We start from the raw sequence: 16,931 nt of genomic DNA, 5'->3' as shown, positions 1-16,931 counted from the left end.
TCCTTCAGCCTGCGATGGAGGCGTTGGCCTCCGTGATGAACTTCTGCGCGGCGTCATCGGGGGTCAGGCGGCCGAACATGACCTCCTCCGAGTAGCGCGTGAGGATGTCCTCCATGGCGCTGGCTCCCTTCGGCGGGGCGGCCGGCGGGTCGGTCAGCTCGCCCTTGTTCTCGTCGAGGAAGGCCAGCGTCTTCTGGTCGGCCTCGGGGAGCTTGTCGCGGACCGCGGTCAGCACCTTGGAGCTGGCCGGCAGGCCGCGGTCGCTGAGGATGATCGCGCCCGCCTCGGGGTCGTTGATCATGAAGTCGATGAACTTGGCGGCCTCGGCGGCGTGCTCGGTCTTGGAGGAGGCCCCGTAGAACATGGCCGGCTGCAGGAACATGCCGCCCGCGGTGGCGCCCTTGATCTTCGGCATCCGCAGCAGGTCCAGCTCCTGGCCGGACGCCTTGCTGGCCGCGCCGAGCTGGTTGCTCCACCACATGCCCATCGCGCCGGTGTTGGTGCCGAGCAGCGACTGGTCGATGCTGGTGGCGCCGATCTCGGAGCTCTTGGCGGCCTCGGGGGCGCCCTTGCCCTTGATCAGGTTCTGCATGATCGCCCACCATTCCTTGATGGTCTCGGGCGTCATGCCGAGCTTGTTGCCGTCGTAGAACGGCTCGCCCTTCTGCGTGGCGTAGATCTGCAGGTAGGCGGGGTTCCAACTGAGCTGCGTGCCGGTGACCTTGCCGCCGCTGCCGGCGCTGATCTTGCCGGCCAGCTCGACGTAGTCCTCCCACGTCCAGGTCTTGTCGTCGGGCAGGGCGGCCTTGGACTGCTCGACCAGGCCCTTGTTCACCAGGAGGGAGAAGGCGTTGACGCCGGTGGGGATGGCGAACTGCTTGCCGTCGATGGCGCCGGTGCCCAGCACCTTGGCGTCCACGTCGGCGGTGTTGACCTTGCTGGCCAGGTCGGCGAGCGTGCCGCGGTCGGCGTACTCGCGCAGGCCGCGGATCTCCAGGCTCATGACGTCGGGGGCGTCGCTGCCCGCGACCTTCGTGGACAGCGTCTCGTAGTAGCTGGCCCAGTCCGAGAACTCGCCCTCGACGTCGATCGTCGGGTTCTTGGCCTCGAACTTCTTGATCGCCTCTTCGGTCATCTTCTGTCGCGCGTCACTGCCCCAGTAGGAGAAGCGCAGCTTGATCTTGCCGTCGGCGGTCTCCCCGGCGCCGCCGCCGCTGCCGCAGGCCGCAGTGACCGCCAGCACTGCGGTGGCGAGCAACGCCGCCGACCACATCTTCTTGCCAGAGCTCACGGCTCTACCTCCTATGGGTGTTCACTGTTGGGGGGTGGGAGGAATCACTTCAGGCCCGTGGTGGCGACACCACGGATCAGGTACTTCTGTCCGGCCAGGAAGAACCCGAAGATCGGGCCGAGCGCGATGATCGACATGGCGAACATCGGGCCCCACGACGAGTCGCTGCTGGCGTCCAGGAAGGTGCGCAAGGCTACAGGTACGGTGAAATTGTCGGGGTTGTTGAGATAGAGCAACTGGCTGAGGAAGTCGTTCCACGTCCAGATGAAGGTGAAGATCGCGGTCGTGGCCAGCGCCGGCATGCACAGCGGCATGACGACCCTGATGAAGATCCGCCAGTAGCCGGCCCCGTCGATCTCCGCCGCCTCGTCCAGCTCGCGGGGCAGCGTGCGGATGAACTGCACCATCAGGAAGATGAAGAACGCGTCGGTGGCCAGCACCTTCGGCATGACCAGCGGCCAGATCGTGTTGATCATGCCGAGCTCGGAGAACATGATGTACTGCGGCACGATCGTGACGTGGTGCGGCAACATGATCGTGCCCAGCATGATCGCGAACCAGAACGCCTTCAGCGGGAAGTTCAGCCGGGCGAAGGCGTAGGCCGCCAGCGAGCAGGCCACCAGGTTCGCCACCACCGACAGGCCGGTGATCACCGCGGAGTTCCACAGGTAGTAGCCGAAGGGGTGCTTGAGCGCGAACCAGCCCTCGGAGTAGTTCTCGAAGGTGATCTCGCTCGGCCACAGGCCCGGCTCGCGGAAGATGAGCTCCTCCGGCTTGAGCGAGCTCGAGATCATCCAGAGCAACGGATAGAGCATGACCAGCCCGAAGCCGATCAGCAGGATGTGCCTGACCACCGGCCCGCCCTTGAGCGGGCGGAACAGCACCGGGATCGGCCTACTTGGTGTCGCCATAGAAGACCCAATACTTGGAAGCGAGGAAGTTCACCCCGGTGAGCCCGGCGATGATCAGCAGCAGGACCCACGCCATCGCGGCGGCGTAGCCCATGTCGTAGTTCTTGAACCCCTGCAGGTAGAGGTAGAGCGTGTAGAAGAGGGTGGAGTCCGCGGGTCCGCCCTTGCCACCACTCACGATGAAGGACTGCGTGAACGACTGGAACGACTTGATGAGCTCCAGCACGAGGTTGAAGAAGATGATCGGCGTCAGCAGCGGCAGCGTGATCGACTTGAACTGCCGCAGCAGCCCGGCGCCGTCCACCGCGGCGGCCTCGTAGTAGCTGCTGGGGATCTGACGGAGCCCGGCCAGGAAGATGATCATCGGAGCGCCGAACGTCCAGACGTGCAGCAGGATCAGCGTGCCGAGCGCGTAGTCCGGATGCCCGACCCAGCCCTGGCCCTGGATGCCGAACACCGCCAGCACCGAGTTGACCAGGCCCTCGGCGCCGAAGACCTTGCGCCACAGGATGGCGATCGCCACGCTGCCGCCCAGGAGCGAGGGCAGGTAGAAGATCGAGCGGTAGAGCGGCAGGCCGCGCAGCCCGCGGTCGAGCACGAGGGCCAGCGCCAGGGCGAAGGCCAGTTGCAGCGGGACCGAGACGATCACGTAGATCGTGGTCACCTTCAGCGAGGCCACGAACCTCGGGTCCTCCGTGAACATCTTCACGTAGTTGTCGAACCCGATCCACTTGGCCTCCTCCAGGAGGCTGTAGTCGGTGAACGACAGGTAGAGGGATGCGAAGATCGGGCCGATCGTGATGACCAGCAGGCCGACGAACCAGGGCGCCAGGAAGAGGTACGCCGCGCGTGCCTCGCGGCGGGACCGTTTCGTGGAGCGGGTACGCCCGCGACGGGCGGGTTCCTGCACCGCGCGCCCAGGCTTCACCGCCACCGAAACTTCAGTCATCACGGACCTTCCGGCGAGAAGTGAATGGATAGCGCTTTCCTATAGCTGGCAGGAAAGTTACGTCAACCCTTTGCAGACGTTACATAGCCGTTACCGATATATCGGCACGACGTTTCCGCAGGTAGCACGCTTGCTCGCTCAATAAGTCTGATGAGTTACGATCCGATTTAGTACAACCGTTTGCAGAAGTGGAGCTAGCGCGGAGGCGCCGTGGAGTCCCTGACGACCAGGCGCGTCTCCAGCGACGTCGTCGCCGTCACCTCCTGGATGAGCAGATCGACCGCGAGCCGCCCGGCCGCGGCCGTCGGCATCGCCACGGTGGTGAGCTTCGGCCGGTTCAGCCGCCCGGGGACGATGTCGTCGATGCCGACCACGCTCATGTCCTCCGGCACGCTCAGCCCGAGATCGCCCAGCCCCTCGATCAGCCCGATGGCCACCAGGTCGTTGTAGGCCAGCACGCCGGTCACCCCGGAGTCGCGCACCTTGGCCGCCGCCGCGAACCCGCCGCGCTCGGTGGGCGCGTTCGGGCCGATGACGAGGAGCTCGACGCCCGGCACCTGCTCGGCGGCCGTCCGGATCTCCGCGCTGGTCCACGACCCGGCGGGGCCCGACACCAGCGCCACCCGCGTGTGGCCCAGCCCGGCCAGGTGCTCGACCGCCAGCCTGGCGCCGTGCCCGACGTCCATCAGCACGGTCGCCGCGCCGCGCAGCCGCCGGTTGATCACCACGAACGGCACCCGCTCGGCCAACCGTTCGAGCGCCTTGTTGGACGAGCGCGGGCTGCACAGCACCACGCCGTCCACCTGCTTGGAGAACGCCTGCACCAGCTCCTCCTCGGCGGCCGGCTCCTCGTCGGTGTCGGCCACGAACAGGTGGTAGTCACGCTGCCTGGCCGCCGAGTGCGCCGCCTTGATCAGCGGCGGGAAGAACGGGTTGGCGATGTCGGCCACGATCAGGCCGAGATTGTGGGTACGCCCGGTCGTGAGCGCCCTGGCCGCCCGGTTGGGCCGGTATCCCAGCTCCTCGGCGACCGTCAGCACCCTGGTGCGGGTGGCGGCGTTCACCATGTGCGGCGCGGAGAACGTCCGGGACACCGTCGACACATGGACGCCGGAGGCCCTCGCCACATCACGAATCGTCACTGTCACAGTCGCTCACCCTAACGCAACCGCTTGCAGAACCCGCGAGTACGATGAAAGCGCTTGCCGCATCGTCGCGATTCAGAAGTCCCTAGGAACCCCCAGCTAGACGGGCGGTTACGAAATCACCTCTTGACGCCTCACCCTTCCGGACCTGAAGGTTTAGTGCAACTGTTTGCAGTCTTGAAGGAGTCTCACACGGTGAGCAGAGTCCTCGTCACCGGAAGCGCAGGACGCCTCGGCCGCAGCGTGGTCAGCACGCTCGCGGCGGCCGGGCACGAGGTCATCGGCGTCGACCGCGCGCCAGGAACCCCGGCGGAGGCGGCCGTCACGTTGCCGGCCGACCTCACCGACACGGGCGAGACGTTCGACGTCCTGGCCAGATTCAGGCCCGAGTCGGTGATCCACCTGGCCGCGATCGCGACGCCGTTCAGCCTGCCGGAATCGGTGATCTTCAAGGTCAACACGCAGCTCGCGTACAACGTGTGCGCGGCTTCGGTGGCCATGGGCGTGGCGGGCGTGGTGGTGGCCAGCAGCCCCACCGTCATGGGGTACGGCGCGCCCGGCGGCTGGAGGCCGTCGTACCTGCCGATCGACGAGGCGCACCCCGTGCGCCCGTGGAACGCCTACAACCTGTCCAAGGTCACGGCCGAGGAGACGATGAAGGCGCACGCGGTGGCGGGCGCCACGAAGATGGCGGCCGTGCGGCCGTGCTTCGTGATCCCGCCGGAGGAGTGGGCCGGCGCGCCCACGCAGTCCGGCCACACCGTGCGCGAACGGCTCGACCGGCCCGAGCTGGGCGGGGTGTCGCTGTTCAACTACATCGACTCGCGCGACGCCGCGGAGATGATCACCGTGCTCGCCGAGGCGCTGCCCGGCCTGCCGACCGGCGAGGTCTTCTTCGCGAGCGCGGCCGACGCGCTGGCCAGAAAGCCGCTGGCCGACCTGCTCCCCCAGGTCGTGCCCGGCACCGAGGCGCTGGCCTCCGGGCTCACCGGCACCACCCCCGCCTTCTCGACCGCCAAGGCGAAGCGCCTGCTCGGCTGGCAGCCCAAGCGAAGCTGGCGTACCGAACTCAAGGATGAAACCGAATGAATCTCAGCGGTGTGCTGTTCTTCCCCGTGACCCCCTTCGACGCCGCCGGCGAACTCGCCGAGGGGGTGCTGGCCGAGCACGTGCGCCAGGGCATGGAGCACGGGCCGGGAGGCGTCTTCGTGGCGTGCGGCACGGGCGAGTTCTCGGCGCTGTCGGAGTCCGAGCACGCGCGGGCGACGCGGGTCGCGGCCGAGGTCGTGGCCGGCCGGGTACCGGTGCTCGCGGGCGCGGGCGGGCCGCTCGGCGCGGCGCTGAACCAGGCGCGGGCCGCGCGGGAGGCGGGCGCGGACGGGCTGCTGCTGATGCCGCCGTACCTGGCCCAGGGGCCCGGGCACGGTTTCACGGCGTACGTGCGGGCGGTCGCCGAGGTGCTGCCGGTGATCGTCTACCAGCGCGGCTCGGTCGTGCTCGAACCGGACGCCGTGGTGGAGCTGGCCGGCGTCCCCGGGGTGATCGGGCTCAAGGACGGCGTCGGCGACATCGACCGCATGCAGCGCACGGTGCTGGCGGTGCGCGAGAAGTACCCGGACTTCCTGTTCTTCAACGGGCTGCCCACGGCCGAGCTGACCATGCCCGCCTACCGGGGCATCGGCGTGGAGCTGTACTCAAGCGCGGTTTTCGCGTTCGCTCCCGAGATCGCCCTGGCCTACCTCAACGGTGACGAGCGGCTGCTGACCGAGTTCTACGCCCCGCTCGTCCGGCTGCGCGGCAAGGTGCCGGGTTACGCGGTCTCCCTGGTCAAGGCCGGTGTGCGGCTGCGCGGCCTGGACGTGGGCACGGTCCGCCCGCCGCTGGTCGAGGTGGCCGACGAGCACCTCGCCGAGCTGGAGGCGCTGATCAAGACCGGTCTGGGACAGGTCGCGTCATGACGATCGCGGACCTGCGCACGGAGCTGCGCAGCGCGCCGCTGCCCCGCCCGTGGGGCGTGGACGTGCCGCACAACCACGTGATCGTCACGTCCGTCACGCTGAAGGACGGGCGCACCGGCACGGGCTTCTCCTGGACGCCGCAGATCGGCGCGCACGCCGTCAAGGCGCTGCTCGACCACGACCTGCGCGAGGCGCTGATCGGCCTGCCCGCGCACCCCGAGGTGGTGTGGGACCGGCTGTGGCGGCACCTGCGCGAGGCGGGCCCCGGCGGCGTCACCACGATCGCGCTGGCCGGGATCGACCTGGCGCTGTGGGACCTGCGCTGCGGCGGCGACGCGCTGCCCGACGTGCTGGGCCGGCGGCGCGAGCAGGTGCCGGTCTACGGCAGCGGCGTCAACCTGCACTATCCGCTGGAGGAACTGGTCGCCCAGGCCGAACGGTGGGTGGCGGCCGGTTACCGGGGCGTCAAGATCAAGGTGGGCCGGCCCGACCCGGCCGAGGACGTGGCCCGGGTGGCCGCGGTCCGCGAGGTGATCGGCCCCGACCGGCTGCTGATGATCGACGCGAACCAGCGCTGGGACCTGCACCGGGCCCGGCGGGCGCTGGCCGCGCTGCGCGAGTTCGACCTGCACTGGATCGAGGAGCCGCTGCCCGCCGACGACGTGGCCGCGCACGTGGAGCTGCGCCGCTCCATCGACGTGCCGGTCGCGGTCGGCGAGAACGTCTACACCGTCTACGGTTTCCGCGACCTGCTGGCGGCCGGGGCGTGCGACGTGGTGCAGCCGAACGTGGTGCGGGTCGGCGGCATCACGCCGTTCCTGCGGATCGTGGAGCTGGCCAGGGCGTACGACGTGCCGGTCTACCCACACCTGCTGAGCGAGATATCGGGGCAGCTCGCGCTGTCCCTGCCGCTGCCGGTCATGGCCGAGGACGTGGAGGACGCCTCCTTCGGCCGGCTCGGGCTGCTGGCGGAGCCGTACCCGGTGGAGATCTCCGACGGCGTGCTGCGCGCGGGCGGGCACGCCGGGCTCGGGCTGAGGTGGTCGTGATGGCACCGGTGAAAGTCGTGCTGGCCGGGGCCCACGGCCACGGCGCCCACCACCTGCGCATCCTGCGCGAGCAGGCCGCGCGCGGACTGGTCGAGCTGGTCGGGATCTGCGACCTGCGGCCGGTCGAGGTGGACTTCGGCGCACCGCTGCAGTCGTCCGACCTGGGCGGGCTGATCAACAAGACCGGCGCGGAGATCACGGTCATCTGCACGCCGATCAACACGCACGCCGACCTGGCGGTCACCGCGCTGCGCGCGGGCTCGCACGTGCTGCTGGAGAAGCCGCCCGCGCCCAGCCCCGAGGAGCACCGCAGGATCGCCCAGGCGGTGAAGGAGACCGGGCTGGCCTGCCAGGTCGGATTCCAGTCGCTCGGCTCGGCGGCCGTCCCCGCGCTGCGCGAGCTGATCGCGAACGGCGGGCTCGGCCGGGTGCGCGGCATCGGCGGCTGGGGCGCCTGGCACCGCCCGCCCGACTACTTCACCCGCTCCCCCTGGTCGGGCAAGCGCCGCCTGAACGGCGTGGACGTGATGGACGGCGCGCTGACGAACCCGTTCGCGCACGCCGTCTCGACCGCGCTGGCGCTGGCCGACGGCCCGATCGCGGAGATCGAGACCGAGCTGTTCCGCGCCCATCCGATCGAGTCGGACGACACCTCCTGCGTGCGCGTCCGGCTGGCGGACGGGTTCACGATCACGATGGCGGCCACCCTGTGCGCGCCCCCCGCGCCGCCGGCGCGCGAGCCGGGCGCGGTGGTGCGCGGTGCGGCCTACCTGGTCGTGCACGGCGACGCGGGCCGGGCCACGCTGGCGTACACGCACGACCGGCTCACGGTGGAGCTGCCCGACGGCTCGGCCAAGACGACCGTGCACCACCGGGCGGACCTGCTGGAGAACCTCATCGACCACGTCCGCACGGGCGCGGAGCTGCTGGTGCCGCTGGCCGCCACCGAGCGGTTCACGCAGGTGCTGGACGCGATCAGGCTGGCTCCCGAGCCGGTGCCGATCCCCGAGCGGTACCAGATCGTGGAGCGGGACGCCGCGGGCGAGGTCGTCGGCCGGGTGCTGCCCGGCGTGGCGGAGCTGACCCGGCTCAGCGCGCGGGAGCTGGCGCTCTTCTCCGAGCTCGACGTCCCGTGGACGCGGGTGGAGCTGATGGTGTCGGGCCGGCCGGTGGCCGCGTACGAGCTGCGTCCCGACCTGCCCGCCACCGACGCGCCGCGGCCCTACCTGCACGGGGTGCGCACGCTCGGCGGCGTCGAGGTCACCGAGGTCCGCCCGGAGGACCATGTGCACCACCTGGGGGTCGGCGTGGCCGTCTCCGACCTCGGCGGCGCGAACTTCTGGGGCGGGCGCACGTACGTCAAGGACCAGGGCCCGACCTGGCTGGACGACCACGGCACGCAGCGGCACGTGACCTTCTCCCGGCTCGACGACGACGGCTTCGCCGAGCACCTGGAGTGGCTCGGGCCGGACGGCCGCCTGATGGCGCGCGAGGAGCGGACGGTGTCCGCGCGGCCCCTGGCGCGGGGCTGGGCGCTGGACTTCGCCTTCACCCTCACCAACCTGACCGGCGCGCCGCTGGAGATCAACAGCTCGGCCACCAAGGGCCGGGCGGGCGCGGGCTACGGCGGCTTCTTCTGGCGGGCGCCGGGCACCTCGCACGCCCGCCTGACGCTGCCGGGCGACGAGGCGTCCGTGCACGGCAGCACGGCTCCCTGGCTGGCCATGGTGGGCACCACGCCCCAGGGCCAGGGCTGGACGCTCGTCTTCGCCCAGGCGGACGGGGACCCGTGGTTCGTGCGGGTCGAGGAGTATCCGGGGGTGGGCCAGGCCCTGGCGTGGGATCGTCCGCTCGTCGTGGCGAGCGCGCTGACGAGGCGGGTGGTCACGGCCGTGCTCGACGGCCGGCTGGACCACGCCGCCGCCGAGACCGTCGCCGGCGAACTGCTGCGCTGACCCGCCGCCCCCTGCCCGGGGGGACGGCGGCGTGGTCAGGATCGTGCGGCGTGGTCAGGATCGTGCGGCGTGGTCAGGGTCGTGCGGCGTGGTCAGGATCGTGCGGCGTGGTCAGGATCGTGCGGCGTGGTCAGGGTCGTGCGGGCGGCTCATCACCGGGCCGGGTCGCCCCCGACGTCGATCTCAGCAGCCGCAGCGCGCCTCGTGACAGGGCCGTCAGGATGTCGGCGGCCTCGTCCAGGTCGGGGTAGCGCCCCTCCAGGTGGCCCATGGCCAGCGCGTTGGTGGCCGCGTTGATCCCGTCGGCGATCATGTCCAGCCGCCGCCGGTCGCGCTCGTTGTCGGCCGTGTAGCCGAGGGCGGCCAGGTCGGCGGCGTGGTGCTCGCGGTAGGCCGCCGCGGTCTCGGAGGCGAAGTCGCGCAGCGAGGAGGAGGGGTCGTGGCGCGCCCTGATCTGGATGCGCAGCAGCTCGGGGTGCCGGCAGATGGACTCCAGGGGGATGCGGAACGTCTCGCGGTGCAGGCCGAGGTCGCCGGGGGACTCGCGGGCCCGGCGCCGCGCCTCTCTCATCGATGAGCGCAGCCGCTCACCGCCCTCCTCCGCGAGCACCCGCAGCAGCTCCTGCATGTCCTTGAAGTGCACGTAGAAGCTGGACTGCGCGATGCCGGCGGCCCTGGCCACCTTGACGGTGCTGAGCCCGGCCTCCCCCTCCTCGTCGAGGATCGCCAGCGCGGCTCGGATGAGCTTGCGCCGGGTCAGGTCCTTGGCCTCGCTCCTGCTGAGCGGTGTGCTCGTCATCGGCCCTCCCTCCGTAACGATTCTCTCGCGCCACTTGTGCGGAATTTCACCGATAGTACTATCGGTGAAATTGCTCTCGGGGGGACCTGCCGGGAGGAGGCGTGAATGAAACGCTGGAGGATGCCGGCCACCTTGGCGCTGGCCGCGACGGTGCTGCTGGCGTGCAGCGGGCAGCGGCCGGTTGAACCAGGAGCCCCGTCGGGCGCGCCCGCGACGGGGCCGGCCCAGGGCGGGCGGCTGATCTACGCGCTGAGCGCGGACGCCAACGGGTTCAACCCCGTCACCGACCAGTTCGCGGCCCAGAGCTACAGCATGTCGGGCACCATCATCGAGCCGCTGGTGAGCGTGGACGCCGACGGCGGCTGGAAGCCGTACCTGGCCGAGTCGCTCACCCCCAACCAGAAGTACGACGAATGGACGATCAAGGTCAGGTCGGGCATCTCGTTCTCCGACGGCATCTCCCTGACCGGCGACATCGTCAAGGCCAACCTCGAAGCCCAGAAGCGCTCCCCCCTGACAGCGGCCGTGTTCGGGCCGATCGAGTCGTTCGAGCTGCCCGACCCGATGACGGTCAAGGTCGTGCTGAACCAGCCGTGGGTGGCCTTCCCCTACTACCTGGCCGCCCAGAACGGCATGATCGTGCCGCCCTCCTCGCTCACCGACCCCAAGACGGCCAGCCTCAAGCCGGTCGGCACCGGACCGTTCCTGTTCAAGGAGTACGTGCCGGACAACCGCATGGTCGTCACCCGCAACCCGCGCTACTGGCGGCAGGGCCTGCCGTACCTGGACGAGATCGAGTTCAGGATCCTGCCCGACAGCCAGACCCGCGCCCAGACCCTCGAAGCCGGCGGCGTGGACGCCATCGGGACCTCCCGCGACGAGGACCTGACCAAGTTCGGCGCGCTGAAGGACGCCTACACCGTCCACCGGGCCGGGGGCATGGCCGTGGCCGAGTACATGTTCCTGCTCAACACCGCCGTGGCCCCGCTCGACGACGTACGGGTGCGCCGGGCCCTGGCCTACGCCACCGACCGCAAGACCGTCATCTCGACCCTGCGCGGCGGACTGACCCAGCCGGCCGACGGCCCCTGGTCGAAGGACTCCCCCTGGTACGCCGCCGGCGGCTACCCCGACTACGACCTGGCCAAGGCCACCGCGCTGATCAAGGAGGTCGAGGCGGAGAAGGGCCCGATCAGCTTCGAGCTGATCTCCACCCCCGACCCGAACACCATGCAGGGCGTCGAGCTGGCCCAGGACATGTGGCGCAAGGCCGGCGTCAAGGTGACGATCAAGCAGGCCGACCAGGCCGACCTGATCAACCGCGCCATCACCGGCAACTACGCGGCCACCGTGTGGACGCAGTTCTCGGCGCAGGACCCCGACGGCGAGTACATCTGGATGCACCAGGCGTACGCCAAGCCCGTCGGCGCCATCTCGCTCAACATGACCCGGCTCAAGGACGCCAAGCTGAGCGCCGCCCTCGACACCGGGCGGACCGACCCCGACCCGGCCGCGCGCAAGTCGGCCTACGCCACCGTGCAGGAACGGCTGCGCGAACTGGTGCCGTACGTGTTCGTCGACCACCTCGACACCGGGGCCATCATCGCCAAGACCAAGGTGCGCGGCATCGGCGAGCACGTGCTGCCCGACGGCGAGAAGGGGCTGCCGCTGACCGGCTCGCCCGTCCCGTACCACCCGTTCGGCCAGCTCTGGGTCAGCGAACGGTGATCGTCGTCCACCGGCTGGTCCGGCTCCTGGTGGTGCTGGTCGTGGTGACCTTCCTGTCGTTCGCCCTGCTCAACCTGCTGCCCGGCGACCCGGTCACGCAGATCCTGGGCCTGTCGGCGACCGAGGAGGCCCGCGCGCAGCTCGTCCGGGAGCTCGGGCTGGACCAGCCGCTGCTGGTGCGCTACCTCGACTGGCTCGGCGGCCTGCTGGGCGGCGACTTCGGCACCTCGTACATCACCAGGATGCCCGTCGGCGGCGAGCTGGCCGGGCGGCTGCCCGTCACGCTGGAACTGCTGGTCGCCGCGCAGATCGTCGCGCTCGGGCTGGCGATCCCGGTGGGCGTGGCCGCCGCCCGCCGCGCCGGGCGCGCCCTCGACCAGGCGCTCACCGCGCTCAGCTTCGCGCTGCTGTCGACGCCGGTGTTCGTGCTCGGGGTGCTGCTGATCCTCGTCTTCGCGGTCACCTGGCAGGTGGTGCCCGCGACCGGCTGGACGCCCATCACCCTCGACCTGGGCTGGAACCTCACCTCCGTGGTACTGCCCGCGATCACGCTGGGCTGCGGGCAGTTCGCCGTGTACGCGCGGCTGCTGCGTACCGACCTGATCGCCACCCTCCAGGAGGACTACATCACGCTGGCGCGCGCCCGCGGCCTGTCGCCGCGCCGGATCCTGTGGCGGCACGCGCTGCGGCCGTCCGCGATCAGCCTCATCACCGCCATCGGGCTCAACCTGGGCGCGCTCATCGGCGGCACCGTGATCATCGAGACCCTCTTCGGCCTGCCCGGCGTCGGGCGGCTCATCGTCGACTCCATCTTTTCCCGCGACTACCTGACGGTTCAGGGAGGCGTCGTGCTGATCTCGGTCGGCTACGTGGTCGTCAACTTCGCGGTGGACCTCGTGTACGCCGCCGTCGACCCGAGGATCCGGCGTGCGTAGGCGGCTGGGGCTCGGGTTCTGCCTGGCGGTCGGCTGGATCGGACTGGTGCTGCTCGCCGCCCTCCTGGCCGACCTGCTGCCGCTCGCCCGCTACGACGAGACGCTCGCCGGGCCGCCCCGGTCCGGGCCCAGCCTCGCGCACCCGTTCGGCACCGACGGCCTCGGCCGCGACGTGCTCAGCCGGGTCGTGCACGGGGCGCGCGTCTCGCTCGGCGTCGGCATCGGCGCGGTGCTCCTCGGCCTGGGCGTCGGGGCCCCGCTCGGCATCCTGGCCGGATACCGGCGGCGGGCCACGGACGCGGTCATCATGGCCGTCAACGACGTGGCGCAGGCGTTCCCCGCGCTGGTGTTCGCGCTGGCCGTGGTCGCCTTCGCCGGGGCGAGCCTGCGCAACGTGCTGATCGTGCTCGGCGTGCTCGGCATACCGTCCTGGGTGCGCCTGATCCGGGGGGCCACCCTCACCTTCGCCGAGCGCGAGTTCGTACTGGCCGCCCGCGTGCTCGGGGCGCGCGACCGGCGCATCCTGTGGCGCGAGATCGTGCCGAACGTGGCCGTCCCCGCGGCCTCGTACGCCTTCATCGGGATGGCCGTGGTCGTGGTGGCCGAGGGCAGCCTGGCCTTCCTCGGCCTGTCCGTCCAGGCGCCCACCCCCACCTGGGGCGGGCTGATCAACGAGGGCCGCACGCTCATGGAGGACGCGCCGCACGTCGTGCTCGCCCCCTCGATCGCCATGTTCCTGACCGTGCTGTCGTTCAACCTGGTCGGCGACCGGCTGCGGGCCATGACGGACGTGCGCGAGAGTGGCCTGGAGCCGGTGCGCCAGGCCGTCGCCGCCGGGCCGCCCGCCGCGGCGCACCCGGTGCGCGACACCCTGCTCCAGGTCGAGGAGCTGCGCACGCACTTCGTCACGCCGCGCGGCGTCGTCAAGGCCGTGGACGGCGTCTCCTTCACGCTGGACCGGGGCCGGACGCTGGCCATCGTCGGCGAGTCGGGGTCGGGCAAGTCCATGCTGATCCGCTCCGTCCTCGGTCTGCTGCCCGGTTCTTCGGTCCGGGACGGCCACGTGTACCTGTCGGGCGACGACCTGACCACGCACGGCCCCGCCGAGATGCGTTCGGTGCTCGGGCGGCGGCTCGGGACCGTGTTCCAGGACCCGATGACCGCGCTGAACCCCGTCCGCACGATCGGCACCCAGGTGATGGAGCCGCTGCGGGTGCACCTGCGCATGAGCCGCAGGCAGGCCCGCGACGAGGCCGCCCGGCTGCTCGCCTCCGTCGGCATCCCCGACCCCGTGCGCGTGCTGCGCCGCTACCCCCACCAGCTCTCGGGCGGGATGCGGCAGCGGGTGACGATCGCGATGGCGCTCTCGTGCCGTCCCGACGTGCTCTTCGCCGACGAGCCCACCACCGCGCTCGACGTCACCATCCAGGACCAGGTGCTGCGGCTGCTGCACCGGCAGCGCGAAGAACGGGACATGGCCGTGGTGCTCGTCAGCCACGACCTGTCGGTGGTCGCCAGGTGGGCGGACGAGGTGATCGTCATGTACGCCGGGAAGGTGGTGGAACGCGGGCCCGCCGCGCAGGTGTTCGCCCGGCCGCGGATGCCGTACACCGAGGCTCTGCTCCGGGCCGCGCCGCGGCTCACCGATCCGGTGCACCACGAGCTCCGCGTCATCCCCGGCAGGCCGCCCGACCTGGCGGGGCTGCCCGCGGGATGCGCGTTCCGGGCGCGGTGCGGGTATGCACAGGAGCGGTGCGCGATCGAGACGCCGCCGCTGTCCGCGCAGGACGGCGACGGTCACCGGCAAGCCTGCTGGTTCCCCCTGGAGGTGGCCGGCCCCGACCCGGCCACGGCGGCGCAGCTCACCCGCCCACCAGCCGCCGGGGCGCCGGCCCCGGAGAACGCGTCAGGAGTTGAGAGCCGTGGCCGGTAGCGGAAAGGCCCACCTGCGTCCCCGTGACGACGTGCTGCTGCGGGTGGAGGATCTGGTCGTGGAGTTCCCCGCCGGACGTGGACGCACCGTGCGGGCCGTGTCCGGGGTGAGTTTCGACCTGGCGCGCGGCGAGACGCTCGGCATCGTCGGCGAGTCCGGTTGCGGCAAGTCCAGTGCCGCGCGGGCGCTCGTCCAGCTTCCGCCGCCCCGCTCCGGCTCGGTCCGGCTCGACGGCGTCGAGCTGACCGCCCTGCGCGGGGACGCCCTGCGCCTGGTCAGGCAGCGCCTCCAGATGATCTTCCAGGACCCCGTCTCGTCCCTCAACCCCCGCCGCCGTGTGCGCGACATCGTCGGGGAGGGCCCGCGCGTGTGGCGGCTCCCCGGCGACCGGGTGGACGAGGTCCTGGAGGCGGTCGGCCTCGACCCGGCCACGGCGGCGGAGCGCCGATCGCACGAGTTCTCCGGCGGGCAGTGCCAGCGCATCTCCATCGCGCGTGCCCTGATCCTCGACCCGGAGGTGGTGATCTGCGACGAGCCCGTCTCCGCGCTGGACGTCTCCGTGCAGGCCCAGATCCTCAACCTGCTCGAAGACCTCAAGGCCCGCTACCGGCTCACGCTCGTCTTCATCGCCCACGACCTGGCCGTGGTGAAGAACGTCAGCGACCGCATCATGGTCATGTACCTGGGCAAGGTGTGCGAACTGGCGCCCGGCGCCGACCTGATCGCCCGCCCGGCGCACCCGTACACCCGTGCCCTGATCGCCTCCATCCCGGGCGGCGGTTCCGGCCTGCCGCCCGCCGACACCCTGATCAGCGGCGAACCGCCGTCACCGGTCAGCCCGCCGTCCGGGTGCCGCTTCCGCACCCGCTGCCCGAGCGCGGCGGCGCGCTGCGCGGCGGAGGAGCCCCAGATCAGGCAGGTCGGCGACGACCACTGGCTCGCCTGTCACTACCCAGCCCTACCTGTTTCCAGCAAGGAGTAAATACCGACATGGCCATTGATTTCACTCTCGCCCCCGAGCACGAGGAGATCCGCAAGCGGGTTCGCGCCTTCATCCAGGGCACGGTCGTCCCCACCATGGGAGACCTGAAGGAGGGCGATCGCGACGAGTACCTCCGCGTGCTCTTCCACCTGCGCACCCTGGCCAAGGCGGAGGGCCTGTGGCTGCCGCACATGCCGAAGGAGTGGGGCGGCATGGGCCTGGGCCATGTGGAACTGGCGATGGTGCAGTCGGAGGCGGCCAAGACCCGCATCGGGCCGTGGGTGCTCAACTGCATGGCCCCGGACGAGGGCAACATGCACACCCTCCTGCACTGGGCGAGCGACGAGCAGAAGGAGACCTACCTCCAACCGCTCCTCGACGGGCACAAGATGTCCTGCTTCGCCATGACCGAGCCGGAGGTTGCCGGGTCCGACCCCACGCTCATCCGTACGGAGGCCGTCCAGGACGGCGACGAATGGGTGATCAACGGCCACAAATGGTTCATCTCCAACGCCCGCCGGGCCAACTTCGCCATCCTCATCGCCAGGACCGAGAAGGACGTCCCGGAGGGCTCACGCGGCGCCAACACCGCCTTCCTCGTGGACCTGCCCAACCCGGGCTGGCAGGACGTCCGCGAGGTCGAGACCATGCACGGCTCCACCGGCCACAGCGAGATCGTCATCAAGGACCTGCGCCTGCCCGACAGCGCCATCCTCGGCGGTCGCGGCAACGGCCACCGCCTGGGCCAGTACCGCCTCGGCCCGGCCCGCCTGGCCCACTGCATGCGCTGGATCTCGCAGGCGGAGACGGCCCTGGACATGATGGTCGACCGCGCGCTCAACCGCTACAGCCACGGCTCCCTGCTCGCGGAGAAGCAGGGCATCCAGTGGCTGATCGCCGACTCGGCCATGGAGCTGTACCAGTGCAAGCTCATGGTGCTGCACGCCGCCTCCAAGATCGACAAGGGCGAGGACTTCCGAACGGAGGTGTCGATGGCCAAGCACTTCGTGGCCGGCAGCCTCAACCGGATCGTGGACCGGGCGATCCAGGTGCACGGGGCCCTGGGCTACTCGACGGACACGCCGCTGGCGAACATGTTCCAGCACGCCCGCTGGGCCCGCTTCGCCGACGGGGCCGACGAGATCCACCAGATGCGCATCGCCGAACGGACGATCGCCGCCTACCAGGCCACCGGCTCCACCGCCTCCGCCACCGGCGGCCTCCCCCTCTGACCCGCACGACGTCCGTCCGGCCCACCCCCAGCCGGACGGACGTCGTGCGGGTCAGAGGGGGAGG

At 70.8% G+C, this 16,931-nt stretch carries 14 protein-coding genes; 9 read left to right on the top strand and 5 right to left on the bottom strand.

What is annotated here, in order from left to right:
* Positions 1–4: 4 nt before the first annotated feature.
* The 4 genes from FAF44_RS33815 to FAF44_RS33800 all read right to left on the bottom strand — a co-directional run bounded on the left by FAF44_RS33815 (position 5) and on the right by FAF44_RS33800 (position 4,299).
* A complete protein-coding gene (locus FAF44_RS33815) occupies positions 5–1,291 on the bottom strand; it encodes an extracellular solute-binding protein (protein ID WP_237107396.1) in 1,287 nt (428 codons plus the stop codon).
* Between the two features lie 44 nt (positions 1,292–1,335).
* Positions 1,336–2,202: a carbohydrate ABC transporter permease gene (locus tag FAF44_RS33810; RefSeq protein WP_237107395.1), complete on the bottom strand. Its 867-nt coding sequence runs from the start codon at positions 2,200–2,202 to the stop codon at positions 1,336–1,338.
* Positions 2,186–3,151, bottom strand: a complete 966-nt coding sequence (locus FAF44_RS33805) for a carbohydrate ABC transporter permease (protein ID WP_237107394.1) — start codon at positions 3,149–3,151, stop codon at positions 2,186–2,188. The genes FAF44_RS33810 and FAF44_RS33805 overlap by 17 nt, the downstream gene beginning before the upstream one ends.
* A gap of 194 nt (positions 3,152–3,345) precedes the next feature.
* On the bottom strand, positions 3,346–4,299 hold the full coding sequence (locus FAF44_RS33800; protein WP_237107393.1) for a LacI family DNA-binding transcriptional regulator: 954 nt from the start codon (positions 4,297–4,299) through the stop codon (positions 3,346–3,348).
* A gap of 192 nt (positions 4,300–4,491) precedes the next feature.
* Here FAF44_RS33800 and FAF44_RS33795 point away from each other — a divergent pair, with 192 nt between their 5' ends.
* From FAF44_RS33795 to FAF44_RS33780, 4 genes are read left to right on the top strand one after another with little or no spacing between them, the layout of a single operon-like run.
* Positions 4,492–5,385 carry an NAD(P)-dependent oxidoreductase gene (locus FAF44_RS33795; RefSeq protein WP_237107392.1) on the top strand — a complete coding sequence of 298 codons (894 nt, stop codon included), beginning with the start codon at positions 4,492–4,494 and terminating at the stop codon, positions 5,383–5,385.
* Positions 5,382–6,254 (top strand): 5-dehydro-4-deoxyglucarate dehydratase, encoded by an 873-nt coding sequence (locus FAF44_RS33790; protein WP_237107391.1) that lies wholly within the window; start codon positions 5,382–5,384, stop codon positions 6,252–6,254. Before FAF44_RS33795 ends, FAF44_RS33790 begins: the two co-directional genes overlap by 4 nt.
* The gene (locus FAF44_RS33785; RefSeq protein WP_237107390.1) at positions 6,251–7,303 is read left to right on the top strand and encodes a mandelate racemase/muconate lactonizing enzyme family protein; all 1,053 of its coding nucleotides are present in this window, start codon (positions 6,251–6,253) and stop codon (positions 7,301–7,303) included. Before FAF44_RS33790 ends, FAF44_RS33785 begins: the two co-directional genes overlap by 4 nt.
* Complete coding sequence (locus FAF44_RS33780; RefSeq protein WP_237107389.1) at positions 7,303–9,258, top strand: DUF6807 family protein; 1,956 nt, start codon at positions 7,303–7,305, stop codon at positions 9,256–9,258. Before FAF44_RS33785 ends, FAF44_RS33780 begins: the two co-directional genes overlap by 1 nt.
* Before the next feature lie 130 nt (positions 9,259–9,388).
* Here the strand turns inward: FAF44_RS33780 and FAF44_RS33775 are convergent, their stop codons facing one another.
* Positions 9,389–10,057 carry a TetR family transcriptional regulator gene (locus FAF44_RS33775; protein ID WP_237107388.1) on the bottom strand — a complete coding sequence of 223 codons (669 nt, stop codon included), beginning with the start codon at positions 10,055–10,057 and terminating at the stop codon, positions 9,389–9,391.
* A 105-nt stretch (positions 10,058–10,162) separates the two neighbouring features.
* On the opposite strand from FAF44_RS33775, the gene FAF44_RS33770 reads away from it, so the two are divergent.
* The 5 genes from FAF44_RS33770 to FAF44_RS33750 are packed head-to-tail and all read left to right on the top strand — an operon-like array spanning position 10,163 to position 16,867.
* Positions 10,163–11,785: an ABC transporter substrate-binding protein gene (locus FAF44_RS33770; protein ID WP_237107387.1), complete on the top strand. Its 1,623-nt coding sequence runs from the start codon at positions 10,163–10,165 to the stop codon at positions 11,783–11,785.
* Positions 11,782–12,720 (top strand): ABC transporter permease, encoded by a 939-nt coding sequence (locus tag FAF44_RS33765; protein WP_237107386.1) that lies wholly within the window; start codon positions 11,782–11,784, stop codon positions 12,718–12,720. The genes FAF44_RS33770 and FAF44_RS33765 overlap by 4 nt, the downstream gene beginning before the upstream one ends.
* Positions 12,713–14,653 carry a dipeptide/oligopeptide/nickel ABC transporter permease/ATP-binding protein gene (locus FAF44_RS33760; RefSeq protein WP_237107385.1) on the top strand — a complete coding sequence of 647 codons (1,941 nt, stop codon included), beginning with the start codon at positions 12,713–12,715 and terminating at the stop codon, positions 14,651–14,653. Before FAF44_RS33765 ends, FAF44_RS33760 begins: the two co-directional genes overlap by 8 nt.
* On the top strand, positions 14,643–15,635 hold the full coding sequence (locus FAF44_RS33755; RefSeq protein WP_237107384.1) for an ABC transporter ATP-binding protein: 993 nt from the start codon (positions 14,643–14,645) through the stop codon (positions 15,633–15,635). Before FAF44_RS33760 ends, FAF44_RS33755 begins: the two co-directional genes overlap by 11 nt.
* 8 nt (positions 15,636–15,643) lie before the next feature.
* On the top strand, positions 15,644–16,867 hold the full coding sequence (locus FAF44_RS33750; RefSeq protein WP_237107383.1) for an acyl-CoA dehydrogenase family protein: 1,224 nt from the start codon (positions 15,644–15,646) through the stop codon (positions 16,865–16,867).
* Positions 16,868–16,931: the final 64 nt, after the last annotated feature.

This window comes from Nonomuraea sp. MG754425, assembly GCF_021699195.1.
GTDB lineage: Bacteria > Actinomycetota > Actinomycetes > Streptosporangiales > Streptosporangiaceae > Nonomuraea.
This window is presented reverse-complemented; position numbering and strand designations above follow the sequence as displayed.